Annotated in this window: 33 protein-coding genes, 1 tRNA gene and 1 pseudogene; 34 read left to right on the top strand and 1 reads right to left on the bottom strand. The window is 42.1% G+C overall.

What is annotated here, in order from left to right; translation table 11 throughout:
* Nucleotides 1-2 precede the first annotated feature (2 nt).
* Complete coding sequence (locus FD27_RS08775; RefSeq protein ID WP_162258507.1) at nt 3-257, bottom strand: hypothetical protein; 255 nt, start codon at nt 255-257, stop codon at nt 3-5.
* A 299-nt stretch (nt 258-556) separates the two neighbouring features.
* On the opposite strand from FD27_RS08775, the gene FD27_RS06595 reads away from it, so the two are divergent.
* From FD27_RS06595 to FD27_RS06435, 34 genes and pseudogenes are all read left to right on the top strand, one after another.
* Nucleotides 557-751, top strand: coding sequence for a helix-turn-helix domain-containing protein (locus FD27_RS06595; RefSeq protein WP_338033850.1), 195 nt, complete (start codon nt 557-559; stop codon nt 749-751).
* 5 nt (nt 752-756) lie between these two features.
* The gene (locus tag FD27_RS06590) at nt 757-957 is read left to right on the top strand and encodes a hypothetical protein (RefSeq protein WP_057751400.1); all 201 of its coding nucleotides are present in this window, start codon (nt 757-759) and stop codon (nt 955-957) included.
* Between the two features lie 34 nt (nt 958-991).
* A complete protein-coding gene (locus FD27_RS06585; protein WP_057751387.1) occupies nt 992-1,225 on the top strand; it encodes a helix-turn-helix domain-containing protein in 234 nt (77 codons plus the stop codon).
* On the top strand, nt 1,215-1,454 hold the full coding sequence (locus tag FD27_RS06580; protein ID WP_057751378.1) for a hypothetical protein: 240 nt from the start codon (nt 1,215-1,217) through the stop codon (nt 1,452-1,454). Before FD27_RS06585 ends, FD27_RS06580 begins: the two co-directional genes overlap by 11 nt.
* The gene (locus FD27_RS08720; RefSeq protein WP_157055088.1) at nt 1,454-1,594 is read left to right on the top strand and encodes a hypothetical protein; all 141 of its coding nucleotides are present in this window, start codon (nt 1,454-1,456) and stop codon (nt 1,592-1,594) included. Before FD27_RS06580 ends, FD27_RS08720 begins: the two co-directional genes overlap by 1 nt.
* Nucleotides 1,563-2,138, top strand: coding sequence for a host-nuclease inhibitor Gam family protein (locus FD27_RS06575; RefSeq protein ID WP_162258506.1), 576 nt, complete (start codon nt 1,563-1,565; stop codon nt 2,136-2,138). Before FD27_RS08720 ends, FD27_RS06575 begins: the two co-directional genes overlap by 32 nt.
* Nucleotides 2,139-2,140: 2 nt before the next feature.
* Entirely contained in the window at nt 2,141-2,905 is a 765-nt protein-coding gene (locus FD27_RS06570; protein WP_057751354.1) for a Sak single strand annealing protein, read from the top strand.
* A gap of 5 nt (nt 2,906-2,910) precedes the next feature.
* Nucleotides 2,911-3,573, top strand: coding sequence for a putative HNHc nuclease (locus tag FD27_RS06565; RefSeq protein WP_057751335.1), 663 nt, complete (start codon nt 2,911-2,913; stop codon nt 3,571-3,573).
* Nucleotides 3,566-4,384: a DnaD domain protein gene (locus FD27_RS06560; RefSeq protein ID WP_057751332.1), complete on the top strand. Its 819-nt coding sequence runs from the start codon at nt 3,566-3,568 to the stop codon at nt 4,382-4,384. The genes FD27_RS06565 and FD27_RS06560 overlap by 8 nt, the downstream gene beginning before the upstream one ends.
* Nucleotides 4,384-5,172 carry an ATP-binding protein gene (locus FD27_RS06555; protein WP_057751328.1) on the top strand — a complete coding sequence of 263 codons (789 nt, stop codon included), beginning with the start codon at nt 4,384-4,386 and terminating at the stop codon, nt 5,170-5,172. The genes FD27_RS06560 and FD27_RS06555 overlap by 1 nt, the downstream gene beginning before the upstream one ends.
* Before the next feature lie 73 nt (nt 5,173-5,245).
* Nucleotides 5,246-5,632, top strand: a complete 387-nt coding sequence (locus FD27_RS06550; protein WP_057752051.1) for a hypothetical protein — start codon at nt 5,246-5,248, stop codon at nt 5,630-5,632.
* Complete coding sequence (locus FD27_RS06545) at nt 5,629-5,964, top strand: hypothetical protein (RefSeq protein ID WP_151495794.1); 336 nt, start codon at nt 5,629-5,631, stop codon at nt 5,962-5,964. Before FD27_RS06550 ends, FD27_RS06545 begins: the two co-directional genes overlap by 4 nt.
* Nucleotides 5,964-6,152 (top strand): hypothetical protein, encoded by a 189-nt coding sequence (locus tag FD27_RS06540; RefSeq protein ID WP_057751323.1) that lies wholly within the window; start codon nt 5,964-5,966, stop codon nt 6,150-6,152. Before FD27_RS06545 ends, FD27_RS06540 begins: the two co-directional genes overlap by 1 nt.
* A 369-nt stretch (nt 6,153-6,521) precedes the next feature.
* Nucleotides 6,522-6,956: a RusA family crossover junction endodeoxyribonuclease gene (locus FD27_RS06530; protein ID WP_057751317.1), complete on the top strand. Its 435-nt coding sequence runs from the start codon at nt 6,522-6,524 to the stop codon at nt 6,954-6,956.
* A 23-nt stretch (nt 6,957-6,979) separates the two neighbouring features.
* Nucleotides 6,980-7,123: a hypothetical protein gene (locus tag FD27_RS08715; protein ID WP_157055087.1), complete on the top strand. Its 144-nt coding sequence runs from the start codon at nt 6,980-6,982 to the stop codon at nt 7,121-7,123.
* Nucleotides 7,124-7,284: 161 nt separating this feature from the next.
* A complete protein-coding gene (locus FD27_RS06525; protein WP_057751314.1) occupies nt 7,285-7,698 on the top strand; it encodes a hypothetical protein in 414 nt (137 codons plus the stop codon).
* A gap of 85 nt (nt 7,699-7,783) precedes the next feature.
* Nucleotides 7,784-8,230 carry a hypothetical protein gene (locus FD27_RS06520; protein ID WP_057751312.1) on the top strand — a complete coding sequence of 149 codons (447 nt, stop codon included), beginning with the start codon at nt 7,784-7,786 and terminating at the stop codon, nt 8,228-8,230.
* A 782-nt stretch (nt 8,231-9,012) separates the two neighbouring features.
* Nucleotides 9,013-9,087 (top strand) — tRNA-OTHER (locus FD27_RS06515).
* 317 nt (nt 9,088-9,404) lie between these two features.
* Nucleotides 9,405-10,594: pseudogene (locus FD27_RS06510) on the top strand (DNA modification methylase).
* Nucleotides 10,595-10,641: 47 nt separating this feature from the next.
* Nucleotides 10,642-11,127 (top strand): hypothetical protein, encoded by a 486-nt coding sequence (locus tag FD27_RS06505; RefSeq protein ID WP_057751309.1) that lies wholly within the window; start codon nt 10,642-10,644, stop codon nt 11,125-11,127.
* Entirely contained in the window at nt 11,102-12,370 is a 1,269-nt protein-coding gene (locus FD27_RS06500) for a PBSX family phage terminase large subunit (protein WP_057751305.1), read from the top strand. The genes FD27_RS06505 and FD27_RS06500 overlap by 26 nt, the downstream gene beginning before the upstream one ends.
* A gap of 14 nt (nt 12,371-12,384) precedes the next feature.
* The gene (locus FD27_RS06495; RefSeq protein ID WP_057751302.1) at nt 12,385-12,612 is read left to right on the top strand and encodes a hypothetical protein; all 228 of its coding nucleotides are present in this window, start codon (nt 12,385-12,387) and stop codon (nt 12,610-12,612) included.
* Nucleotides 12,613-14,349, top strand: coding sequence for a phage portal protein (locus FD27_RS06490; protein WP_057751299.1), 1,737 nt, complete (start codon nt 12,613-12,615; stop codon nt 14,347-14,349). It begins immediately after the preceding gene.
* A complete protein-coding gene (locus FD27_RS06485) occupies nt 14,339-15,277 on the top strand; it encodes a minor capsid protein (RefSeq protein ID WP_057751296.1) in 939 nt (312 codons plus the stop codon). The genes FD27_RS06490 and FD27_RS06485 overlap by 11 nt, the downstream gene beginning before the upstream one ends.
* A gap of 184 nt (nt 15,278-15,461) precedes the next feature.
* Nucleotides 15,462-16,073: a capsid assembly scaffolding protein Gp46 family protein gene (locus FD27_RS06480; RefSeq protein WP_057751293.1), complete on the top strand. Its 612-nt coding sequence runs from the start codon at nt 15,462-15,464 to the stop codon at nt 16,071-16,073.
* Nucleotides 16,074-16,089: 16 nt separating this feature from the next.
* Nucleotides 16,090-16,998, top strand: a complete 909-nt coding sequence (locus FD27_RS06475; RefSeq protein ID WP_057751290.1) for a phage major capsid protein — start codon at nt 16,090-16,092, stop codon at nt 16,996-16,998.
* Nucleotides 16,999-17,019: 21 nt separating this feature from the next.
* Nucleotides 17,020-17,361 carry a phage head-tail connector protein gene (locus FD27_RS06470; protein ID WP_057751287.1) on the top strand — a complete coding sequence of 114 codons (342 nt, stop codon included), beginning with the start codon at nt 17,020-17,022 and terminating at the stop codon, nt 17,359-17,361.
* On the top strand, nt 17,355-17,690 hold the full coding sequence (locus FD27_RS06465; protein ID WP_235803021.1) for a hypothetical protein: 336 nt from the start codon (nt 17,355-17,357) through the stop codon (nt 17,688-17,690). Before FD27_RS06470 ends, FD27_RS06465 begins: the two co-directional genes overlap by 7 nt.
* Nucleotides 17,677-18,210, top strand: a complete 534-nt coding sequence (locus FD27_RS06460; protein WP_057751281.1) for a hypothetical protein — start codon at nt 17,677-17,679, stop codon at nt 18,208-18,210. Before FD27_RS06465 ends, FD27_RS06460 begins: the two co-directional genes overlap by 14 nt.
* Nucleotides 18,207-18,605: a hypothetical protein gene (locus tag FD27_RS06455; protein WP_057751278.1), complete on the top strand. Its 399-nt coding sequence runs from the start codon at nt 18,207-18,209 to the stop codon at nt 18,603-18,605. The genes FD27_RS06460 and FD27_RS06455 overlap by 4 nt, the downstream gene beginning before the upstream one ends.
* Nucleotides 18,606-18,643: 38 nt before the next feature.
* On the top strand, nt 18,644-19,375 hold the full coding sequence (locus FD27_RS06450) for a hypothetical protein (RefSeq protein WP_057751275.1): 732 nt from the start codon (nt 18,644-18,646) through the stop codon (nt 19,373-19,375).
* A gap of 77 nt (nt 19,376-19,452) precedes the next feature.
* Entirely contained in the window at nt 19,453-19,950 is a 498-nt protein-coding gene (locus tag FD27_RS06445; protein WP_057751272.1) for a tail assembly chaperone, read from the top strand.
* A 41-nt stretch (nt 19,951-19,991) separates the two neighbouring features.
* Nucleotides 19,992-20,294 carry a hypothetical protein gene (locus FD27_RS06440; protein ID WP_151495793.1) on the top strand — a complete coding sequence of 101 codons (303 nt, stop codon included), beginning with the start codon at nt 19,992-19,994 and terminating at the stop codon, nt 20,292-20,294.
* Between the two features lie 17 nt (nt 20,295-20,311).
* Nucleotides 20,312-24,577 carry a tape measure protein gene (locus tag FD27_RS06435; protein ID WP_057751266.1) on the top strand — a complete coding sequence of 1,422 codons (4,266 nt, stop codon included), beginning with the start codon at nt 20,312-20,314 and terminating at the stop codon, nt 24,575-24,577.
* Nucleotides 24,578-24,580: the final 3 nt, after the last annotated feature.

Below are 24,580 nucleotides of genomic sequence, written 5' to 3'. Positions count from 1 at the left end.
GATCATGATGCTACTGATTCTTTACAACAGTATTTCAAAGAAAAAAGCCACCCGGAGGAAGGGTGACTAAAGTGTGCTTGTTTACCGCTAATCGTATTAGTTTGTTCAAGAATTGCTTTCATATTAAACGTCATAGGTTTCGTTAAGTTATTCATCTCCTTTGCAATGTTCACACCAGATGCAACAGAGTTATTAGCTTGACTTAGAGACTTAGCAACGTTTGGTGCTACAGACATCGTAGCAACTTGTTTATGCAATCTGTCTAATACGTTCTTCAATTTTGTTATCGCTGTGGTTTTTTATCCTCAGCTTGTGCATGTTTCCATACAGTTCAGCATATCTTTTCAACTACTAGAGTTGCTGGGCGCTCGTGGGAATAAATCCTATGCGTTGCACCTTCAATAAAGCTTGGCTCAGGGTTGCCATATCAATTAAGACTTAGGTTTTCCTTGAATTCACCCAGTGCTAAGTATCACATCGCTGTGACACAGGGCAATCCAGCACAGGAATAAATATATCACAATATATAGACACAAGTGAAGAGGAGAATAGCCATATGTTGTGGAAAAAGATTCAAAAACAGCTTGATAAACGTCACATGTCAGTTTATCGACTATCAAAAATAACAGGCATACCAAACAACACTTTATATCAATACAAAAACAATGGTGTTCAACCAACGTTTAAGGTTATGTGCCAAATAGCGGATGCCTTGAATGTGAGTTTGGATGCTTTTAGAGAAAGAAGGTGACCAACATGATGCCACAAGGACTAAGTAACGTTGTAACGATGGTGCTCACTTACTGCACTGTCATTGCACTTGTTGATGAATATCTGCCAATAGCTGCAGTTCTGGCTATCTTCCTGGCAATCCACATCATCAGCAATTTCAAAGAAGGACTTTATAACGAAAAAAAGAGCGACAGTGCCGCAAACACTGACGCCCGAAATAAGTAGTTTTGGAAATTATATCAACTAAGAAGATTATATCATGAAAATTTCTGTGTCAAAAACTTTTTCAATAAATTTAAGAGTTCGTATGGCAGAACTCAACATATCTGCTACAGAGCTTTCCAAGAAAACAAATGTTTCAAGAAACACGATTAATAGTTGTCGCTCTGGTAAAGCAAAAATGATTAAATTTTCAACTATTGCAGAACTATGCAACGGATTATGTGTTCAACCGACATATTTCTTTAAGGAGACAGACCAACATGCAAATTAAATTACAAAACACAATTAAACAATGCGATTGGTGCCATAAGCCATTCGATTTTAATGACAATGATCATCATTATTATGACGCACAACAAGATTGTTATTTCTGCTCGAAACGTTGCCTGTATGACAGCTTCTTTGATCAAATAGGTGATCCCGTAGTGGACTGGATTGAAGCCAATCCAGAATATGAAGTAATCGAAAACAAGGCATTTAAGAAAGCAGGTGCTAAGTAATGAGCAAGATTAACTGGGATTTTCTATTTGAACAAGATTGTGAATCAACACCAGGGTGCCCGTGGATTGATCACAAGCCGATTGATGATGGCATCTGGGATGGGCCAGATGATGAAGAGGACGGTGAAGACGATGAATGAATCAGCTAAGAAAGCTAAAGAAAGCCAAGAGCCTAAACGCTTCACGATTGATAGCAATCAAGCGTTGATCTGGACGCTACAAAAAGCCGAACAAAAGCGTCAAGAGATTATCGGTACCAAGAACATGATGGAACAAGAAGTTGAGTTCTATCAGGGCAAGATTAAAGCCCTACAGGCCGAATTACAGAACTTCAATGACATCGTTTTGCAGTATGCACAGTCACAGATGGAAGCTGATCCCAAGTGGGAATTTAAGGATTCACCATTTGGCCGGATCGTTAAGAGTAAGCCATCGACTAGCTTACAAGTAGCTGACAAACAGGCTCTTATCAATCATTACAAAGGGACTGAGTTTGTTAAGCACGTTGAAGAGGACAAACTTCAGTGGGGCAAGCTTAAAAAAACATTATCTTCGCCTGATGGTGAACACGTTGTTAATGCTGATGGTGAACCAATCGATGATGTCAAAGTCGTAAAGAAGCCTGCCAAGATTGAATTGAAGCATAAGAACGCTAAAGGCAATTGGACTACAAAGGAGGATTAGTTATGGCAGAAAAGAAGTCAGTGTTTGAAACACTATCTAAGGTTGATGTTTCCAACCACATTGACCTGATCAAAATGAAAAAAGGCCCAGAATTAAAGTATGTGAGTTGGGCTTTTGCTTGGAGCATGCTCAAAAGTAAGTACCCAGACACACCAACACCAACATTTAAGTGCTTTCCCGAAATGGTATTAACCACTAAGAAAGAAGCATACAAGACTAAATCTTACGGTAAGGAATACACACGTTATCGAACAGTGGTTACAAACTTTCAGATCACTAATCGTGAAGTGCCTTATCTAACTACAACAACAGGGACAATGGTTGAATGCACTATCAAAGTAAACGGCACTGATTACAGTGAATCACTTTACGTCATGGATAATGCTAATAATGCCGTTATTAACCCAACGATGCAACAGATTAACAAAACGCAAAAACGTTGCCTAGTCAAGGCTCTTGCTATGGCTGGATTAGGATTAAACCTTTATGCCGGCGAAGATTTGCCAATGGGTGATATTTCTGAAAGCGACAAGCAACGGGAAGAAGCCAAGGAACAGGCTAAGAAGCAGGAAATAAAGTCACGGCTTGATAAAGCTTTGAAGGTTCTTGCTGATGAACAAGGCACAACCACTACTGAAGTCAAGGCGGCACTGATTGACCAGTACAAGAACGAACGGGCATACAAAGAAAACCCTGATCTTGCTCTACTTGGTGGTGCTACCGCTATGTATCGTCAGCTTCAGAAGGAGAACCAGAAAGCAGTGTGATGTAGATGTTCGGTAAGCTGATTAGCACATCAGGAAATACGGTTCAGATCGAGCTAGAGAGCGATTTAAACGTGAGCCGTTTAACTGCACTTGCCAATGGTAAACAGCCCACAGTCGAGCTCTCGATCGAAGATGGCAGGCATATCACACCAGACCAGCGGAAGAAAATCTATGCATTGATCAATGACTTTTGCACTTACACCGGATATGTCCCCGAAGAAGCAAAGGCTTACTTCAAAAGCATGGTCGAAGGCATCTTCAACGTGAAACCGTTCAGCTTATCAGATTGTTCGATGACAACTGCCAGTTACATGATCACAACCATTCTTGACTTCATGTTTCATGAGGACATTCCCTTTAGAACAAAAATCTGGGATTCATTACCTGATGATTTCCCAAGAGTTGCCATGTGTGTTCGACATAGGCGATGCGCCATCTGCTTAAAAGAACATGCGGATATCGATCATGTGAAGACGATTGGTATGGGGCGAAACCGTGACAAGATCAACCAAGTTGGTATGTATATTGAGCCTCTGTGCCGGGTACATCATACGATACGTCATGCGATGGGCATCAAAAGCTTCATGCAACGGTATCACCTGAAACCAATCAAAGTTACACCGGAGTTAGCAAAAAAATTACATCTCGGGAGGCTAACAGATGACTAGTAGAAAAGTTGCCAAGAACAATCGTGATTTTAAGGGCGTTTGGATTCCAAAGAAGTATTGGCTCGATGAAAACCTTCGGCCAATGGAGATGCTGTTCATTGTTGAAATCGACAGTTTAGACAATGGTGAGGGGTGCTTTGCTAGTAATAAACACTTTGCCAACTTCTTCGGTGTTACTCCAGGCCGTGCATCTCAAATTATCACTTCACTAAAAGAAAAAGGATATGTTGTGATTCACAACAAATATTCTGGAAAGCAGATAATCAGACGAGAAATTAGGGTAGTTAATAAATTAAATACCCCTATTAAAAAAACTAAAGGGGGGTATTTAGAAAATTGTGAAGAGAGTAATACACATAAGAGTAATACAAGTATTAGTAATGATGATGATCATAGGACGGCTCAAAATCCATTCGATTTAGCTCGTTTAGCAGGTATCAATGTGCAAAGTGGGCTGAACCTACCAATCTTTTCTAATTACATTAACCGACTTGGTAGTGACCTGGTTTGTTATGCAATTAAACGAACCAATGATAAAGCTGATCATCCTAACTGGTCTTATCTGCAAACGGTATTGAAGTCACTTGATGACCATCATGTGAAGACCGTTAAAGAGGCCGAAGAGCTATCAGCTAAGTATCGGCAAAGAAAAGGTAAATCATCATCTATGCAACGTGAACGTCCTCATTATCATCTTCCAACCAATGATGCTGGTTTGACTCAGACTGAAGCCTTACAACGCATCTTGGCTAAGGAAGCAGAAGAAGATCGGCTTAAAGCTGAACAACAAAAGAAAGAAGACAAGAGTTAATGGCCTTACAAGCAATTGGCAATATCCTTGCCAATCCAAAGATGCTAGATATCTTTCGACAACATGGTGTTGATGTTGATCATCCGGCGCTATGCAAAATGCAAGCACACATCTATAAGTCTAAGACTGCAAAAGAGATTCAGATTGCTGGAGGCGGTGCTAAGTACATCGTCTTTGATAGTTTGAGCCTTTGGGAAGGCAAAAAGAAACTGTCATCAACGTTTGATCGTTGGGATCCTGGTATGCAAGACAACCAGAAAGAAGCCCAACACATTAAAAGCAATGCGATGTCGATTACTAAGTCGATGATTAATCGGCCCAAGAAAATTGTAATGTATGGCAAGCCGGGAACTGGTAAGACGGCGCTAGCCCTAGCAATGATGCACTATCTTCGTATGAACGGTAAGACAACAATGTTTGTCTCGTCCACTGAGCTAGTGAGCTTGTTCTGGCAATCATATAAATACAAAGACGCCCAAGACCGTAAGGAAAAGGTCTTAGACGCCATGCAAAGTGTTGACGTGTTGGTATTAGATGATCTCGGCACCGAAGGCGGTGTCAACAGCGATAAGCCCGTTCAAAAAGATGTGCAACAAGCATTAGAGCAGATCGCCACAGCAAGATATGACACTGACCACAATCGAGTAGCTAAATCAACAATCGTCACTACTAATAATACACCAGATGAATTGAGCATCATATACAACGGGAAACTAATCAGTCGACTATTGCCACACAGCTTGGCATACCGATTCGACTTTTCAGACTTTAGAGATTTACGTGAGTAGGAGGAAACCGCAACGGGATATGACTGGTCACAGTGGTGGAAAGAATCGGCAAGAAAGTCTAAGAGGTGGAAGAATGATGAACGAAGAAAAGAAAGCATTAGGTGAATATCTTTATGAAAGTTTAGAAAATGATGCTTATCTGAAAAAGCTAGAAATAATTCTTACTGAGCAATTCGGCAGAAAACAAGCGGATCAATCTTACTGGATTAGCAATAAACAACTCCATGATTTACTACGGTTTGCTGATCTATTGTCGAAGTCGTTTAACAAAGCGGGGAGCTTAGAGCAAAAACTTAGAGCGATGGCAATCATGGATAAGCTTAAATTCTTATATCCAGAACACAAAGCTGTTGAATTTTTCAAGCGTTCTGTGGAAGCCCAATATAACGGGAAACCATTCATTACAGAATTAGAATTGGCTAAATTTAATCGTGAGAGTGAACATGAGGGGGAAGAATGATGGCATTGAGCTATGAAGATACACATTGCAAAAGATGCGGAAAAGAGTGTCCTGCTTGGATAAACGGTGGCCTATGTTATGACTGCTTGAATGAGAAACATTTAGGAGATATTCGCGAAAGCATAGAGGAAGGTAAGCCGGATACATTTAGTGATAAATATATCGTATGCCCTTATTGTGGCGCTGTTCTTAGCAATTCAGAGGATTTTGAATTTCCAGAGCTATATGAAGACGGAGAGTGTGAGGAAATCTGTGAAGAGTGTGGTAAGAAATTCGAGGTTGACACGATAGTTAGTTATGCTTGGGAAACTCAAAGAATGGAGGACGACTAATGCTTGCTAAGTTTACCGGGTTGGGATGCCCAACCTTCGATGATTACATCGAAGAGCTATCAATTATGTTTGAAATGTACCCGACTAATGGTGAGCAGCAACTGCGTGATGTGCGCAAGTGCTTGACGTTGATTGACGAACTAGAAAAGATGGCCGATCGTCTACCGGAGGTGCCACGAGATAAATGAGTATTTACTGCACCGGCTATTGATGCGATGAAGGAACCTGTGGAGGGTGAATAATGGAAAAGACTATGAACAGAAAGGCATTTCATTTGGCTTCTGAATATAGCAATCGAGAATATAAAGATGAGAGGAAACTTGCTAATCGTTCGGGTATAGTTCATAAGCCAAGATGGCGGCAGTACACACCTTTTAGTCGAAGATATAGGAAATTTTTGTACAGTCAGATTGGACCAATTGCGTTTAATATTGGGGAGTATAAGCAATGAGCATATATGACTTACTAGCAATCACAGTAGCTGGAGCGATTGGCTTCGTGCTGGGAGTAATAACAACGATTAAGATAGATAGCACAAACGAAAGGATTAAGCGTAAATGAAGCTAATCTTTGAGTTAGAGCCAGTTGAGCAAGCACGGCCGAGAGCGGTCAGAATGAGACGAGGCATTCGGATGTATGATCTTAAAAAGGTTGCGGTATACAAGCGCCAGTTAGCGATAATGGCCGTTGCTATGTATGACGGGAAGCCTTTAGATGGACCGTTACAGGTTGAATTAGGTTTTTATCGTCATCTTCAAACAAGCATTACTAAAAAGGAACGCAAATTACGCCTGTCAGGAGCACATAGGCCAACAATGAAGCCCGATGTTGATAATTACATCAAGTCGACGTTAGACGGCTTAAACGGCATCCTGTGGCAAGATGACAACCAAATTGTAGATATTTCTGCACACAAATTTTATTCAGATAGACCACGAGTTGAAATTGAGGTGAAAAAGCTTTGCTCTACTCACAAGCAGAAAAAGCATTGAAAAATAAAAAACCCGTGTATTGTATGGGACATAAGTATTTTATTACTAAGAACCAAGTTAGAAGTAATTATCACGTATTCACACTTGAACCGCCTAAAGAATTGGCATGGAAGTATGACCCGGTTAAGGTGAGTGCGGATGCCATTGAGGAGGTTCCGGATGATTAGGATATACATCGGATTGATTTATCTCATCTATCTAGCTGTAGTCATTGCCATTTTGGGTGGCTTGGTATGGATAGCATTAGCAATCTGGAAAAGCTTAATCAGTATCGTCTTATCACTGTGAGGATGAAGTAAGTGAGTATGACAAGTGAGGAGATGAAAACATGGGTATTAAGTGCTGGAGTGCCGGGTTGGAAGCGGCAATGACATCACTAACCCTTAATCATGACTGGGGAGATACAACAACACCTTTGGAGAAAACACTTAGTCCGAACGATTGGCGGCTAAAAGAAATTCATGCCTACCGAAGGCGTATTGCGATGGCTGAGCAGATATCACACAAAATCTGTATCAACAAGATTCGTGAAGAAGTCGATAAGTGTCACTTTCAAGACGATGAATGGAAGATTCGTTTCCTGTATGAGCATGGCATGAGTTCCGGTACTATTGGTGAGGTTTTAGACATAGATAAAAACGAAATCTGTAAAATTACGCAAACTTACCACATCAAAAACTTTGGGAAGTTTACGGTTCAGGATGTGCTGGCAAACATTCGTAGTGATTACAAAGTGCATTAAAAAAAGGCGCCCTACACGGACGCCCTCAACGGTATATATTCAAACAGATTCATTATATCACAAGCATTTATGAGGGGTGTAGAGCGTGGTAGACGAAGTATTCGGTAATCTAGATCAACAGGCAACCAAAGAAGCCTTCAAACAGTATCTACGGGATTGGAAGAAGTGGAAGTTGAAAGCGTTACAACGTTTTCCAAAGGTTGGATCACCCAGCATGGACGGACAACCACACGGAACTACTCATGACCCGGATAGTCAGTTTGTTAACTTCTCAGAAGCCAGCTATCAGTACCAGACGAGAATCAAGTGTTGCACGGTCTTAATGAGCGTTGGCGAAGACGAGGAGATATTAGGTGATATCTTGCTTCACAGGTTCATTAAGGGCTGGTCAGCAGTGAAGACGATGAATTACATTAACGAACATTACAATGCCTATATGGACGATAGAACGTACCGTAGAAAGCAGGATCAAGCATTGTGGGAAGGTGCGTTAATGTGTCCAGATGAGTCTGTCCGGATCAAGTCAAAGTAAGTTGTCCGGTTTCTGCCGGTTTTTGTCCGGAAATTGTCCGCTTGATGTCCGTTTTAACCGTGATTACGGCCGTATTATGGTATCGTTCAATAATTTACCTATTGAGCGCGCAATTACCGAATACACGACCTGAGTATGTCGCTAAAAGGCTCAACAAAAAGATGACTGTACGATACTCACACATCTCAGGATCTCTTTTTGTTAAGCGTTGTGGAAAGCGGAACGGTGCTTCAGTTAAGCCGTAGCCGTCGTATGGAGGCAGGGGCCATAATTCCACATTGGGCTGGTGAATCCTTTGTGTACCCTTTTCAAATTGAAAGCCCAGCCCAAAAAGAGACTAGCACATACACCTTCTGAATAAATGTACTTAATTGGATGAATGTCTTGGCTTATGCTTATACAGTGGTTCTTATAGTTTGTAAGTGCAAATTCCTTTAATTTACAGTCAAAAACAGCCATCTCTGCTAGTCTTATGGCAACCACACTCGTCCCTAGAGTGAAAGAAGTACGCAACCAACTTCAACGGCTTAGCGGTTGCTTTACGCTGATACGGTATCGGGGGCTAGCACTCGTAAGAAGGACGCTGTCGCAACACTGCAGGACGCTGTGGTAGTTAGGCGGGGTGGTTCGAGGCCACCTATCAGCATTGAGAGCATCAAAAAATACGTTATAAGCTTTTAATCAATTAACTCTAGCTCTCATGTATGACTGCACATTTTAAGAAAACGAGGTGAACAGGCCTTCTTTCTTACAAATCATTAAACACACCTGGCAGTCATATACGTCGGTATAGCTCAATGGCAGAGCGTCTCTGAGTGGTCCAGAGACGATGTTGGTTCGATTCCAGCGACCGACATTGGGAAGCGTATGGCAACAAAATTATGATTATAGGAGATTCCCATACTATATCCATAATGACTTGCTTCCCGAATGCTGTAACTGTCGTAAAGGAAATTGTTGGTTGGTGTTAATTGCCTGCTTTACGTTACAGCATGTGCGCAGTGTGGAAAGCTGAGCACGAACCTACTTTCTTTAAGCCTGGTCGAATGACTGGGCTTTTTTGTTTGGAGAGATACATACATGTTTCACACTAAAAGATTCGGATTAGTAGCCAGCAAGCAGGAGTATCAAATGCTATGCAGGGCTGAAAGACATAGAAAGGCGATTAAGCATTATGAAAGTACAAAACGTCAGCATCAACGACATAAAACCGTACCCGAATAACCCACGTGATAACGATAGTGGTGTTGAAGCGGTAGCTAACTCAATTAAAGAGTTTGGGTGGCAACAACCAATTGTGGTTGATAAGGATAACGTTATTATTGTTGGTCATACTCGGTACAAGGCCGCTAAGAAATTAGGCATGAAGCAGGTACCAGTCGTGGTAGCTGATAAGCTAACTGATGAACAGGTAAAAGCCTATCGATTGGCTGATAATAAAACGGGTGAATTAACTGACTGGAACGATGATCTACTTGATGATGAGCTTGACGACATTCTTAACATTGATATGTCCGACTTTGGATTTGATTTGAGCTTAGACGATGGTGAAGATCAACAAGCTCAAGAAGACGAGTTTGATGAAGAACCACCTGAGAAGCCAAAATCAAGACTCGGCCAAGTTTTTCAATTAGGGCGCCATCGGTTAATGTGCGGTGATAGTACGAAAGCCGAAGACGTCAAAAAACTAGTGGGGGGGTACAATGCGACCTGCTATTAACGGATCCACCCTATAACGTAGATTATTCGTCCAAAGATTACGGTAGGGACAAGGCTTCTAAAACTAGAAAGAATAATCAAATTGCCAATGATAAAATGACACCGGATGAATTCTACAAATTCTTATTGTCGGTATTTCAAAATGCTAAGAATAACCTAAAATCTGGAGCATCGTTTTATGTTTGGTTCTCTGATTTGGCTACGGTTGAGTTTAACAGTGCTGCCAATAAAGCTGGGTTGCTGGTTAAGGAAACCCTTATTTGGGAAAAGAATAACATCGTACTAGGTAGACAAGATTATCAGCACAAGCATGAGCCCTGCCTTTATGGTTGGGTTGAAGGTGGCAGCCATTCATGGTACTCAGATCGAAAGCAGACAACCGTCATGCATTTTGACAAGCCACAACGTTCTGACCTCCATCCAACTATGAAGCCAGTTGCCTTGTTTGACTATCAGATTAAGAACAGCACCAAGTCTGGTGATACGGTGTTAGATCTATTCGGTGGTAGTGGGACAACTATCATGGCTTGTGAGCAAGACGGGCGTAACGCTTATGTCATGGAATACGATCCAAAATATGTTGATGTCATTATTAAGCGCTGGGAAGACTTTACTGGTAAGAAAGCTAAACTGATTGAGGACTAGTTAACAACTAGTCTTTTTTGTTAGAAAGGTGGTGAGGATTGCTTGCAATGGCTAAGGGACAATACAAAAAGTGGTTAAAGCCTGAAAACCTGGTGTTGCTTGAAGGCTGGAAACGAAACGGGCTAACCGATCAACAAATAGCTGACAACATTGGAATTAACCGACGCACGCTTGACAAGTGGAAAGTCAAATACGGGCACATAGGGCGCGCTTTAAAAGTAGGACACGAAGCCGCTAACTATGCAGTTGAAAGCAAACTCCTAAAGAAGGCCATGTCGGGCAATACCACCGCCATGATATTTTGGCTAAAGAACAACTGGCGAGATAAGTACAACGATAGTGAGCTGTCGCCAGAGGAGCGGAAGCTTGCTATTGCTCGGATGCGGAAGCTTGATGCAGACACTCGTATTAGCGAAGCTAAAGCCAATGCCGTTGAGAAGCTGTCGAGTGCAAGTGATAAGAAACTCGATACCATCTTGGATAAGCTGATTGAGGAGGCACAAGACGATGGTGCTAAGGAATCTACTAACTGAGAAACAGGAACAGGTCCTGAAAAGTTACGTTAATGATAATTGGACTTACCTTATCTTGTCTGGTGCTGTTCGTTCTGGGAAGACTTACATTGATAACTATTTGTTTTTACTAGAGCTAAAGCGAATTGCAAAACTAGCAAAAGAACGGAAAGACCCACACCCGCAATACATTTTGGCTGGTTACTCATCCAACACTATTTTTACAAACGTTATTAACTCATTAGCTTCGCAGTTTTGGATAGATTTACCAGTCGACCGGCACGGGCATTATAGTTTGTTTGGAGTTGACATCGTGCCCGCTTACACCGGATCTGCTCGTGGTATGAATGCTATTCGTGGTATGACTTCTTACGGCGCATACATTAATGAATGCTCGTTAGCTACTCACGATGTATTTCAAGAAATCATTGACCGTTGCTCTGTGCCTGGTTCTCGGGTTATTTGCGACACAAACCCAGACAACCCAGAGCATTACTTGAAAGTTGACTACATTGATAACCCAGACCCGTCAATTAAGTCCTTTCATTTTACAATTGACGACAATCCAACACTAAGTAAGGATTACGTTAAGAACCTGAAACGAATTACTCCTAGTGGTATGTATTACGACAGGAGAATTAAAGGACTTTGGGTTAACGGTGAGGGCGTTGTCTACAAAGACTTTGACAAGCGCAAAATGGAAATTGAACCAAGTAAAGCACCAGGATTCACTAGGTATGTGGCAGGGGTTGACTGGGGTTACCAACACTATGGCTCAATTGTAGTGTTTGGTGTCACTGATGATGGTAAGTGGTATTTAGTTGATGAACGGACTAAGCAGTATAAAGAGATTAGATACTGGACTAATACTGCTCATCAACTACAAGGCAAGTACGGCAAAGATATGCCATTTTTTGCTGATACTGCTCGCCCAGAACACATTGACCATTTTAAGCATCATGGAATTAACGTTAAGTATGGCTGGAAGTCAGTTGTACCAGGAATCGAAATAGTATCGTCTCTGATGAAACAGGGACGATTTTTTATTGAAAAAGGTAAGACAGAGCGTTTCTTGAAAGAGATTTACAACTATGTTTGGGACGACAAAGCAAGCGATGCGGTAGTCAAGAAGAATGACGACTGCATGGACGCTTGTCGATATGCCATTGCAAGTTACATTCACTTGAAGGAACGTAAGACTTACCACCCTGATAGCAACAACCGTGAAGGCATTCTGCGTGGTATGAGAGAACTAGGATTGTAGAGGTGAAAGTGCAAATGGAAATGATGCAATTAGGTGATCCATTGCCGGATTGGTTTATGCAAGCAATGAGCAAAGGCCTAATAATTACCGACAAAAAGAATTACAACGGTCCATTTGATAGTAATATGAGCCAATTCTATGCCTATGTTTGGGACGGAAAAGAGATTAGGGTTGCAACTACTGGTGATTTTATATTGAACAACGGGAATGGAACATATAGTGTGCGAAAGCAAGGTGATTAGATGCTACAAGATAACCCAGATTTATATAACCGCTCAATTTTGAACGGTAAGCGATGGAACCCACAGGCTAATCAGACTTACGTAATGCCTGCTGATACATTCCATAAAGAATTTGACGGTGGGGATGCAAACTCAATTGCTGAGGTGGTTCAAAAGTTTGTTGAACGTCACTCAACAATTGATGCGCCTCGCATTGCTAAACTTCAACGCTATTATTTAGGCGATAACGATATTCATTATTGGCGAAACAACAAGTGCATGATGAATCGTGCTGATAACCGCATTGCGAGTGGTTTTGCCAAGTTCATTACTAACATGCGTGTCGGCTATATGTTTGGCAAGCCTATTCAGTTTAAATACAACGATGATGCCAATGATGATATTGACCAGACCATTGATGATGACCTGAAAGAGTTTAACCGCAAGAATGATGAGCAGTATCACGAAAAGGTTATGAAAACTAATCTTTCTGTTACTGGACGAGCTTACGAGTTGCTTTATTCTGGTGAAGCCGAAGAAGATGAAAATGGCAATGTGGCAACGCCTGACATTAAGATGCGGGCGATTGACCCTGCTACTGCGTTTGTGGTGTATGACACGTCAATTGACCAACACAGTCTATTTGGTGTGCGTTACTACGTCGTTAACTACGACAACCAAGAGCAATACTATATTGATGTTTATACCGCTGACACAACCTATCATTTCAAATCATCAACTACTAGTGAAGCACCTAATGGAGATTACACTTTGCTAAGCTCAGAAAATACTACATTTGGTGCTGTTCCATTAACTGAATTCATCAACAACGAAAACAAGACCGGCGATTGGGAAGCTAAGCTTGATGAAATTGATGCCTATGATTTAGCGATGTCAGAAATGGCAAACAGCGAAGAGGATTTCGCTAACGCCAAGCTGATGATTAACGGTGATTTTGACTTCTCAAACAACATGGTGGAAGTCAAGAATGCTGATGGTACGCCAGTGCTTGATAGCGAAGGCAATCCGGTTAGAGTGCCAAAGATTAGTACTAAAGACCCGTTCCTGTGGTTAAAGCCATCGTTCCATGACAACGCCAACGGAACAACGGTAGTTCCTTCGTCTGCACAGTACCTTACTAAACAGTTAAACGAACAAGGCTGGCAAACTTATATCAACCAGTTAATCACCGATATTCATAAGGACACCAACACACCCAACACAACCGATGATGCCTTCAGTGGTCAATCATCTGGTGTTGCACTAATGTACAAGCTGTTCGGCGAGGATCAAGAGCGATCAATGCAAGAAAGTTTGTACACTCGTGGTATTATGCGACGTTTGCGGTTGCTAGGTAACTTCTGGAAACATAACCAAGAAATTAATGATGCAGACGTTATGAACAACTACAAACCTGACTACACGCCTAACTTGCCACGGAACAACAGCGACATTGTTAATATTGCGGTTCAGCTTAACAATACCGGTCTGTTATCTGATCAGACTTTGCGTGAATTCTTAGCTACAGTTACTGGCGTATCTGCTGACGCTGAAGAGCAGCGCCTACAAGATGAACAGGAACAAGACCCTGACCAAAACACGACACCATTTGATGGTGCGCCACTACAAGGGGTTAACCCTGCTGATTTAGCTGAAGCAAAGCAACAAGCACAACAGCAAGGGCAGCAAAAGCCAATGAACCCTGTTGATTTTGTATCATCGCTTCAACAACAGCGTGGTGGTAACGATGCTAAGTAAAAAGCAACAGCGCCGCTTGATTCGATCAACCTACGGAACTAGTGCTCAATTCATTAGATCCATTAAGCGAATGTATCGTAATGCTGATCGACAAATTAAGGGCGAAATTAGTGCCTTTTTAGCTGATGAGGTCAATTGGTCAGCACCAGCGCAAAAAGACGATATACAGGACGCTATGGACGAATTACGAGGCTTTGATGATAGTGTTGCACCACTGGTAGCATTTTATGCTTCAAGCCTTGTGCTAGGACATCCAAAACAGTCTGACGTGCTTACTGCTAGAGTAGCGGTGCCAATGATTCGAGTAGGCCAATCACTTCACACAATGATGAAGCGGAATGGTACTAAGATACCGAAGGATGTCAGCAAGATTAGTAAGGCTCAACAAGTAGCCACGCCAAGCTTGCATCACATTCCATATAACTACGATGTTATGCTTCAAAAATCGGTATCACATACAGTGACACAGCGTGAGGGTATAGACGATAGAATTAATCAGCATATTCATCAAACGGTTACCCGCATTTGTAATGTATGCCAAGAAGCATCACAAGATACTGATGCAAAGAAGAATTACACCAAAGTAATTGATCGGATTCTCAACGGCAAGAACGGCTCTGGTGGGTCAGAAGCGCAAGCGGAAACCATTATGCGAACACAAACATGCCGTGAGCTTAACAACTCTACGATTGCTGACTTCTCGGCTCGTGGGGTTGAACAATATCGCTTCTTATCACTAGAAGCGATTAACTCATGCCAAGATTGCACTGAGCTTGATGGCAATGTTTATAACGTTGAGGACGCACAAGAAGGCGTGAACTTGCCACCCATGCACCCAAATTGTCAATGTTGGATTGAAGAAGTACAAGATACCACTGACGATTATTTAAACGGTGCTGATTTACCAATTAACGAAGACAGCGACTAGCTGTCTTTTTCTTTTCTAAGAAAAAGACAGAATTACTGGAACCCTTGTGTATCAAGCGGTTCCTTTTTTCTTGATTAAATTTTGACTTTGGCGGTCTGGAAGTCGTTAAAGAATCAGGCTTGTTTCGTCGCCGGACGTTAAACGAGTTTCGCTGGCGAGCGTTACACGCATAGGAGATTTAAACATGGAAGAACAAGAACAACCAAAGACAACTACTGAACAACAAGACAATCAACAAGGGTCAGAAAAAGAAGCTCAAAAGACTTTTACCAGAGATGAAATTGGACCAATGGTTGATAGTCAAGTTTCTCAGAAGTTGGATGCAAAGCTAGATGAAATCAATTCATCTTGGCAAAAAAAGCTGGATGATGCGGTGGCTAAGGCTAAAGAAGAAGGCAAGCAAGAAGCGGGGATGACTGCCAAGCAACTTGCTGAAAAGGAAGCTAGTGACCGTGAAGAAAAGTTAAAGCAAAAAGAAGCTGACCTTGCTAAACGGCAACAAGAATTAGATCACCGTGATCATATTGCTCATACCAAAGAATTACTAGCAAAAGACAATCTGCCAACGGATGGAGCTGAAATGCTCTTGGGTGAAACCGAAGAAGAAACCAAGAAAAACATTGAAAGCTTCAAGGGTTTGGTAGCGCAAGGCGTACGGAATGAATTGCATCGCTCGTCTGCTGGTAAAGCTCCACAAGCTGGTGCTCCTGCTCATCCACAAGCTCCAGAAAAGAATATGGCTGATATGACTTATGCAGAAATGCAAAAGTACATCGAAAGCCAACAACAAAACTAGAAAGGGAGATTAAATTATGCCTGCATCACCAACAAATTACACGCACTTTGCCGATATGCTGGACCCGCAAGTTTTGGCTCCAATGATCGGCGCACAATTACAAAAGCTTAACGTATTTTCATCAATTGCACCTGTTGACACCACTTTGGAAGGCCGTCCAGGTGACACTATCACGATTCCTAAGTACCAATTCACTGGTTCAGCTCGGGAATACGGTGAAGGTGAACAAATTGATTTTGATTCTCTTCAATACACTACTCAACAAGTCAAGATTAAGAAGATTGTATCTGCTTATTCAATTTCTGACGAAGCTGCTTTTCTTCCATACGGTGATCCGCGGACTGAACAAGCTCGTCAAATGGCGATGGCCCTGGCTACTTACGTTGACGATGATATTCTCAATACTGCCAAGACCGCGCCGCTGAAGGTTACTGGAAACACACCAGATCAAGTCGACCTGATCGACAACTTGGAAGATACCTTTGCTAATGCCGCTAACGCCGTTGAAGGTGCTACCTACCCACAACAGGGTGTCCTGTATGTTTCCTACAAGGATGCTGCATCATTGCGTAAGGCCGCAGGTGACAACTGGACTCGTGCATCTGATCTGGGCGACAACATTCTGGTCAATGGTGCTTTTGGTGAACTGCTTGGCTGGGAAATTATCCGGACTGCTAAGTTGACTAAGGGCCATGCTCTTGCTGTAAAGCCTGGCGCCATGAAGACGTACATGAAGCAAGCCCCACAAGTCTACACATGGTACGATGGTGACCACCAGATCAACAAGACGTCCACCACCGAATACCTTGCTACATCAATCTACAATGATGCTCTGCTGGCAACGGTTGGATTCAGTGGCTCAACTGCTTCGATTTCAACTCCTAGTTCAACCGCTTCTAGCTCGACTTCGGGTTCTAACAAGTAAAAGTAAAGGAGGTAGACCAGCGTGGATACTAAGCAACTGCTAGAAACGGTCAAGGTCGATAAAGGCATTACTGACGATAGCCTTGATGGGATTTTGACCAACTTCATTGAGCAGGCTTCTGATATGGTCTGCCTTTATGTTGGAGAAGATACTTTACCGGAAGTCCTAAAGGTTGTTGTTATTCGTATTACTGAGGCACATTACGTGCAGTCAATGACTGACGCTGACGGTGCTAAGACGTATTCAGAAGAGGGTGCGAGCTGGTCGTTCCAAGATAATGAGCTAGAACCGTACATCCCCTTGCTGGAGCGCTACCTTGCTAACCAAAATACCGGTAGTAAAGGTGGTGTCTGGTCATGGTAAGAATGATCCCGATTGTTATCGGTCATAAGCAAGTAACTCAAGGTGTGTTGGACGACACTGAAACATGGACGTATGAAGTAGTGAGAGCACATGTCACGGAAGTTAACGGAGCACAAGTTCAAACTAATCTTTTTGGTAAGCAATTCAATATGACTTGGGTTGCTCGCATTCATGGCAACGTCAAGGCTGATTCAGTGTCATTTATGCAAAACGGTGTACCTGATGACAAACTGGAGAAAATGAAAGTTATCCAAGTCCGTAAACACGCTACACGAACGGATATTTACTTCTCTAGTGATATGGAGGTGAACGCTAATGGGTTGGAATAACGATAACATCCCCGAGATTGATATTAATTACGATGATTCTCAAATGAAGCACACTATGGCTAATATCTCGGCCATGCTGGATAAGAATGGTTTTGGGGATGCCGGTGCTAAACTTCGTAACATGACGGCTTCGGCTTCTTATAACGGTGAACGTGCAGTTAACAAGATGGCTGAACAGACCACCAGTGAAGTCCGCAACCTTATGAGAGAACGTCAGTATCGTCAACCAAGTTATCATCCAGGTGTTAAAGCGTTTGACCGCAAAGCCGATACTCAACACATGGTTAATAACTTAAAAGACCATGTTGACGGTAATAAGCATCGCATTTATACGACTGCTACTACTGCTACTAATGGTGGCTACAACTACTCACAAGCGTTCGAGTTTGGATTGCTCACTCGTAATTATCCTGCTCATCACCCGTTTCAGGATGCCGCTACTCATCTTGGGCTAAATCAAATGAACGGTTCTTTTGATGATGAAATTGATCAAGCAATCAGAAAGGGGTTTGACGCATGACGGAACCACCTTTCGTGGCGATTTATGAGTACCTGATTGAGGCTATTAATAAATCAGGTGTAAGAACCTTGTCAGCGTCTAAGGATGTTGCAAAAGAAATGCCGGTTTGCCGGGTACAACTGTTATCTAGCGATTCCACTAATCAGTTTTCAAATGCTCGACAATATGGCTATTCTTTCCAGATTGATGTTGTGGACGCTCAAAATAAGCTTCAACGTAGCTTAATGAATGCGTATCAGATTATGCAGATATGCCGTCAAGTCCGCATTCCGGGTTATGCTGTGGGGCATGATGAACCATCATTAACATCAATGGTTGATAGTTCAACTAATCAGATACTTAATCGTCAAATTATCAGAATTAATTACAGTGCAATCGAAACGACAGCTTTTTAGTTGCCGTTTTTTTATTTTGAGAAAGGAATGAAAAATTTATGAGTGATGATGCACAAAAACCAATCGTAGAAGCTCAATCATCAGATAAGGTTATGTACTACTACAAAGGCCCTTGGGAGCCTATGAGTAATCCCTGCCATGTTTTAGGGATTCAAGGTGCTTCTAGTGGTACAAACACGGCTACTTTGGGTACTACACCAACTAAGCAAGCCAACATCAAGGATACTGGTTCAATTAACCAACAACGGGTTGTTAACGTTGTTATGACTAAGGGTGGCAACATTCTTACTGACGTTGCTCGTGACCTTTATTACATTTGGGAACACAAGTTGACCATGCTTCTGTGGCGTGTTGACTGGAACACTTTACGAGTTGAAGACGGCAAGCAAGTTGTTAATGCCGAATTTTCCGAAGTTAAGATTTCTGCACTTCCAGAAACTGAAGCACTGAACACAGCTGTTGCTCAAAACGTAACCTTTGAAGTTACCGGCATTGCTCGTCGTTATGACGAAAACGGTAATCCATTTGTCCTCGGTCCTGAAGACTTTGATAATGGTATGTTCTCTGACGTTATTAAGTTCTATGGCTTCACTAAGCCAACACAAGTCGGTGCTGACAGCAATGGCAAGCTTACCACTACCGCAAGCACCAATGATGACAATGCAGGTGATTCAAAAGGCACAGTGCCAATGAATCAAAACATGACCGCTGGCAGTGGGTCTGCACCTGCATCACATACGCCTAGTTTACCGAGCCCAAGCCATTCTTAATGGTTAATAGGAACTAATAAATCAGTCGCCTACGAAATACACAGTACGCAACACGGGCGGCCAATGGAGGAATTTACATGGATGAATTAGAAATTAATGGTAAGACCTATCCGATTAAGTTTAATCACCGATTCTATGATCGTGTCGTTGAAGATTTTGCTAAGAAACACAAGGATTCTAATGTTGATGGTTTTAACAACCTGATTAATGGCTTAATCATGGAAGATCCAGATGCAGTGGTTCGTGCATATCGGTTTGCTTGCCAAACGAAGTCATTACCAAGTGCTAACGACGTTGCAAACGCCCTTGATGAACAAGGCATTTTCGATTCAGATGACATCTTTAATGATGTTTACAAGGAGATTAAGTCTAGTGGTTTTTTAGCACTGAAGATTCGTCACTTGTTGACTTCACTAAAGCAAATTTGGAAAGAATCAGAAGTCGCCTTACAAGTAGTCAAGGAAAACACGACCAAGGGACATCAAAAGGAAATCCAACAGGCGACAACCGAAGTAGCAATCAACGAACAAGCATACGAGCTAGCCAAGAAACAACTAGCCGAGCTTGGCAAGTAGTTGATGAATTTCATCAAGCAATGTTGAATCTACTGCGAGAAATGAATGAAGCAGTGGGCAAGACAATGCCAAGTGAAGTTTATGATTTAACACCAAAAGAAGCAGATTACATTTTAGCCGGCGGTTATCAACGAGCATATAACGCTCTGATTGATAACCGTTTTGTTGTAGCTAATACTCCGGTAGCTGTCGGTTTCTATGATCCTAACTCAGATAACGGCAATGCAGAAGCTGACTTAAAGAAACGTCAAAAAGCAATTGCTTCGATCACTGATAAAAAGATTAAGAAACAGATGGATGAAGAACAGAAGAAGCAACAACGCTTCATGGACATCTTTATGTAGAAAGGAGGTAGAAGTATATGAGTGCAATTATTGCTGAAAAGCAGATTGTCGTTAAAGCCATTGATAAAGTCACTGAACCAGTGGCACAGATGAATCAGCGATTAACTAACCTAGTGCATAAGTTTGAATCGCTTGATCAGCGTATGCAGGCTGGTGCTAGTGGTCAACAATCATTTAAAGCATCCCTTAATGAAGTGAAAGCTTCTGCCTCTGAAACAGCCGAAGCACTCAACAAGATTCATGATAAAAAAGTCGAAGTCAAGGCGGACACGGGAGAAGCTAACGCTAAAGTAAGCGAGTTTGATAAAAAAGTTGCTGAACTAGGCGGACGTAAACCGGTTGTCAAACCTGAAGTAAATGACAGTCAAGCCAACGAAAAGTTAACTCGCTTCCAGCGTATTATGCAGCGTTTCCATTCACCGCTTATTAAGCCAAAGATGGACACTACACAGGTTGAAAGTGGAGCAAAACGTGTTGAAAATGTTGGCCATTCATTAACTAAGAGTTTTGTTTTCGGTGGCATGATTACCAACGGTATCAACGCTGTTGCAAATGATTTAAAGAATTGGGCCACACAAGGATTTGAAGCTGCTAAATCTGGTGCTGAAGTTGCTGAACGTTGGAAAAACCTAGGCATGACCGATAAGCAAGTCAAACAAGTAGGAGCTTCAGTAAAAGAACTGAAAGAAAACTCTAATTTGTCTGGTCAAGCTGTCGGTAACTTAGTAACTCGGTTCTATGGTTTTACTGGTTCCGTTGCTCGTGCTCGCGAGCTTGCTACTGGTGTTGGTTCCTTGGCCGACAAAATGAAGCTTTCTGGTGAGCAAGCTGATGCCTTTGCTAATGGCTTAACTCGGATTGAAACGTCTGGGAAAGTTACTACTCAATCATTAGGACGGCTTGAAAGATCAGCGCCTGGATTGACTAAGGCATTACAACAAGCTTCCGGTATGTCGAAGAAGTCGTTTGACGAGTTACTATCATCTGGCAAGATGACTAGCGATCAATTCAATGACATCTTGGCAAAAGCTTCTAAAGACTGGAAAGAAAACTCCAGTGAATGGAACAAAACTGCTGATGGTGCGTTACACCACATGCAAGTTGAATGGGCTGATACCAAGAAAGCTCTCATGGCTCCCCTGGTAAAAGTTTCTGCTACCGGGCTAAGTGCTTTAAGCAAGGCGCTAGACAACAAAGAAACTCAGCACGCTATTACCCAACTTGGTCAAGGCATAGCTAATGTTGCTAAAGCAATGGCTAATTGGTTAACGCCACAACATGCTAGAGATTTAGTTACTATGCTTGAATCGCTCACTCGAATTGCTGGTGTGATTGCAAAAGGCGCTTGGAAGTCATTTGAACTCATCATCAGAGCATTAACGGCACCATTTAGATTGTTGAGTGGAAGCACTGGTAAAACTGGTGACGGTTTCGACAAGTTAGCCGATGGATTAGACCACATTAGCAAGAACAAGATCGCTATGACTGTTCTTGAAGGCATTGGCGGAATTTTAATGACCCAGTTTGCTTATGGAAAGCTATTTAAGATTGCTGATGCGTTGGGGCTCGTTGATAAAGGATTACTCAGCATAGGCAGAGTTAAATTTCGTGGTCATTTGTTTAAGGACCTAGAAAATGGGTTACAAGGGCTTTCAAAATTTAAAATCAATCCTGCTAACTGGTTCAAAGGTGCAAACTTCTCCTTTATTGGTAAAGGAATTGCTACCAAGCTTGCTGGTGGTATCTCTATCGGTCTTGGAGCTGTTGATATTCTGCGAGGATTAACTGGCTCTCATATCCATAATCGAGCAAAGATGATCGGTAAAGGTGTCGGAACGATTGCTGGTACTGCTGCCGGTATGGCATTAACTCCTGTTTTGGGGCCTTTTGGTCCAATTGTTGGTTCAATGCTTGGCGGTGCAATTGGTGGCAAAATTGGTCCTGGAGTTTCTAAAGCTTTCAAAGGAGCTATTAACTTCTTCAAAGACATTCTTAAAGGTGACTGGAGCGGTGCTTTTAGTGGCATTGCGAAGGGCTTTAAGTCTATGTGGAAGAATGTTACTGGTTGGGCTAAAGATACTTGGAAGAAAGTTAAGGACTGGTGGAACGGTACTGATACTTCGGATAGTAAGTCTAGTTCTAGCAAGTCTAGTGAGCCTTCTCAAAAGAAGATCCGTTCACTTGGTGGTAACCACTATTCAAAGACTGATATTGCTAACGTTAAAGAGATGAACCGGGCAATCATTGCCTACACGCAATCTCTAAAGACATTAAAGCAGGTAATCAAGCGTAATGACCCAACAAAGCAACTGAACACCATGAACAAACGTCTAAAAGCGTTCGTTAAGGAATTGCAAAAAGAAATTAAGCCCCTCAACAAGGCTTCCAAAGATTTCAAGACGTTTGGCAAAGCCACTAAGACAATGGCCAGCTCTATTAAGAGCCTGACTGGCAAGCATGGATTAGGTGAGTTTGACAAGGACATTTCCAAACTAGATAAGGACATGAAACATTCTAAAGTCGGTGAATACTTTGAACGATTGGCAAAGTCCATTAAGAAGTCAAAACTAGCCGATGAATTTAAGTCACTTACCAAGTACCTGACTTTGATGGTCAAAGATTGGGAACACCTTGTTAAGCCGTTAAAATCAGCCGAAAAAGAATTCCAGAATTTTGAAAAAGTTATTAGCAAGCTTTCAAACAGGAAGACTGGTTTATCGAAGGTTGATACTGATTTAAAGACTTTATCCAAGGACTTAGTTAAATACAACTTTGCTAAGACTTTATCTAAGCAAATGCAAGAAGCTAACAAAGCTGTGGGTAAGCATGGCTTTGTTAAGCAATTTGATGGCATGGTTCGTTCTGTTGAAGCGGATTTGAAGTCGTTTAATAAAGCTTTCTCTCGTGAATGGGATTCCGTTTGGAGAAACCTTGATCGTGATGTTCGTCGCGCATTAAACCGTGCTGATGAAGCTGAATCACGTGGATTTAGCTCTTTGCGTTCCACTGAAAGCCGTTTTGCATCTGGATTTAGACGGTCATGGAACAGTTGGTTAAACAGTGTCGTTAGTGCCTTTAGAAGTGGCTTTAACAGACTTCCTGGAATTGCTTCTAGGTCAATGTCTGAAATCGTTAGCCGCTTAAATAGAGGAATTAGTGGCATTAACAAGGTCATTAGTGATTTTGGCGGTGACAAGAAACTTGGCACGATTAGCTATGCTCACGGTACATTAGTTCATCCAGGCGGTAAGGCAATTATTAATGATGGACTAACGCCTAACAAAACTGAACTAGTTTATCAACCATCAAAAGGCTGGAGCACAGCTGTAGGGCAGAATGTTGTTCGTGATCTTGAAGTTGGTTCAATGGTCATTGATGCTCCCCACTCAACGCCTATACTTGGTCGAATTGGTTCGATGATTCCACACTATGCTAGTGGTACTTTATCCGATGATGAAATGGATAAAATTGCTGAATCATTCATGGATAATCCAGTGGTTGCTTCACGTAACTTGATGCTAAAACTCACCAATTGGTCATCATCTGTTCCTTTGATTCCTTCATTTGGTAAGTCTTTGGCGATTGGCTTTTCTCGTGGAATTGCTAATGTCTTAAAGGACTTACTGGGGATTATTAAGGAACCAATTAATGGTGATTGGACGCCTGTTATCAAGTCGGCGTTTAGAGTATTACATATGCACCCGGCTCCTTGGATGATTGCCAAATTTCTAAAGCAGATTCAAACCGAATCCGGTGGGAACGAAGGCGCTATTGGTGGTACTGACGGTTTACCAGATGGCCATGCTACTGGTTTACTTCAATTCAAGCCTGGGACATTCCGTCACTGGGCCGTTGCACCATATGACCACATTATGAAGGGCTTTGATCAAATCGTTACTGCTATCAGAGTTCTGATGGCCGGTGGCGAAGGCGGTTGGAGTAACTTTGGCATGGGTCACGGCTGGGCTAACGGTGGTCACATTACTTCTGAAATGCTTGGACGTGTTGGCGATAATGCGGAGCATGATGAGTATGTAATCAATCCATATAACAGCCAATCCATACCGCTTATGCGTGACGCTTTGAAAACAATGGAAAATGTTCATCCTGAATTGCGAAGCACTTCAACCAGTACAGCATTCAATGCTCAAGTAGTGGAACTGCTAAAAGAAACAGTTACTACTATTAAAAATCTGCATCTTCAACCAGTCCTACCTGTTGACGAAACTCGTCGCATGATTAGTAAAAAAGATGCTCATGACTATGCGCTGATGAAAGGATAGATA

Source organism: Limosilactobacillus frumenti DSM 13145 (genome assembly GCF_001436045.1).
GTDB classification, from domain to species: domain Bacteria; phylum Bacillota; class Bacilli; order Lactobacillales; family Lactobacillaceae; genus Limosilactobacillus; species Limosilactobacillus frumenti.
The sequence above is the reverse complement of the archived record's forward strand: the minus strand, read 5'-3'. Positions and strand labels throughout refer to the sequence as shown.

Coding starts and splice junctions, on each gene's coding strand:
- FD27_RS06595 (WP_338033850.1), top strand. CDS start 557: ATGTTGTGGAAAAAGATTCAAAAACAGCTTGATAAACGTCACATGTCA.
- FD27_RS06590 (WP_057751400.1), top strand. CDS start 757: ATGATGCCACAAGGACTAAGTAACGTTGTAACGATGGTGCTCACTTAC.
- FD27_RS06585 (WP_057751387.1), top strand. CDS start 992: ATGAAAATTTCTGTGTCAAAAACTTTTTCAATAAATTTAAGAGTTCGT.
- FD27_RS06580 (WP_057751378.1), top strand. CDS start 1,215: ATGCAAATTAAATTACAAAACACAATTAAACAATGCGATTGGTGCCAT.
- FD27_RS08720 (WP_157055088.1), top strand. CDS start 1,454: ATGAGCAAGATTAACTGGGATTTTCTATTTGAACAAGATTGTGAATCA.
- FD27_RS06575 (WP_162258506.1), top strand. CDS start 1,563: ATGATGAAGAGGACGGTGAAGACGATGAATGAATCAGCTAAGAAAGCT.
- FD27_RS06570 (WP_057751354.1), top strand. CDS start 2,141: ATGGCAGAAAAGAAGTCAGTGTTTGAAACACTATCTAAGGTTGATGTT.
- FD27_RS06565 (WP_057751335.1), top strand. CDS start 2,911: ATGTTCGGTAAGCTGATTAGCACATCAGGAAATACGGTTCAGATCGAG.
- FD27_RS06560 (WP_057751332.1), top strand. CDS start 3,566: ATGACTAGTAGAAAAGTTGCCAAGAACAATCGTGATTTTAAGGGCGTT.
- FD27_RS06555 (WP_057751328.1), top strand. CDS start 4,384: ATGGCCTTACAAGCAATTGGCAATATCCTTGCCAATCCAAAGATGCTA.
- FD27_RS06550 (WP_057752051.1), top strand. CDS start 5,246: ATGATGAACGAAGAAAAGAAAGCATTAGGTGAATATCTTTATGAAAGT.
- FD27_RS06545 (WP_151495794.1), top strand. CDS start 5,629: ATGATGGCATTGAGCTATGAAGATACACATTGCAAAAGATGCGGAAAA.
- FD27_RS06540 (WP_057751323.1), top strand. CDS start 5,964: ATGCTTGCTAAGTTTACCGGGTTGGGATGCCCAACCTTCGATGATTAC.
- FD27_RS06530 (WP_057751317.1), top strand. CDS start 6,522: ATGAAGCTAATCTTTGAGTTAGAGCCAGTTGAGCAAGCACGGCCGAGA.
- FD27_RS08715 (WP_157055087.1), top strand. CDS start 6,980: ATGGGACATAAGTATTTTATTACTAAGAACCAAGTTAGAAGTAATTAT.
- FD27_RS06525 (WP_057751314.1), top strand. CDS start 7,285: ATGGGTATTAAGTGCTGGAGTGCCGGGTTGGAAGCGGCAATGACATCA.
- FD27_RS06505 (WP_057751309.1), top strand. CDS start 10,642: ATGGCTAAGGGACAATACAAAAAGTGGTTAAAGCCTGAAAACCTGGTG.
- FD27_RS06500 (WP_057751305.1), top strand. CDS start 11,102: ATGGTGCTAAGGAATCTACTAACTGAGAAACAGGAACAGGTCCTGAAA.
- FD27_RS06495 (WP_057751302.1), top strand. CDS start 12,385: ATGGAAATGATGCAATTAGGTGATCCATTGCCGGATTGGTTTATGCAA.
- FD27_RS06490 (WP_057751299.1), top strand. CDS start 12,613: ATGCTACAAGATAACCCAGATTTATATAACCGCTCAATTTTGAACGGT.
- FD27_RS06485 (WP_057751296.1), top strand. CDS start 14,339: ATGCTAAGTAAAAAGCAACAGCGCCGCTTGATTCGATCAACCTACGGA.
- FD27_RS06480 (WP_057751293.1), top strand. CDS start 15,462: ATGGAAGAACAAGAACAACCAAAGACAACTACTGAACAACAAGACAAT.
- FD27_RS06475 (WP_057751290.1), top strand. CDS start 16,090: ATGCCTGCATCACCAACAAATTACACGCACTTTGCCGATATGCTGGAC.
- FD27_RS06465 (WP_235803021.1), top strand. CDS start 17,355: ATGGTAAGAATGATCCCGATTGTTATCGGTCATAAGCAAGTAACTCAA.
- FD27_RS06460 (WP_057751281.1), top strand. CDS start 17,677: ATGGGTTGGAATAACGATAACATCCCCGAGATTGATATTAATTACGAT.
- FD27_RS06455 (WP_057751278.1), top strand. CDS start 18,207: ATGACGGAACCACCTTTCGTGGCGATTTATGAGTACCTGATTGAGGCT.
- FD27_RS06450 (WP_057751275.1), top strand. CDS start 18,644: ATGAGTGATGATGCACAAAAACCAATCGTAGAAGCTCAATCATCAGAT.
- FD27_RS06445 (WP_057751272.1), top strand. CDS start 19,453: ATGGATGAATTAGAAATTAATGGTAAGACCTATCCGATTAAGTTTAAT.
- FD27_RS06440 (WP_151495793.1), top strand. CDS start 19,992: ATGAATGAAGCAGTGGGCAAGACAATGCCAAGTGAAGTTTATGATTTA.
- FD27_RS06435 (WP_057751266.1), top strand. CDS start 20,312: ATGAGTGCAATTATTGCTGAAAAGCAGATTGTCGTTAAAGCCATTGAT.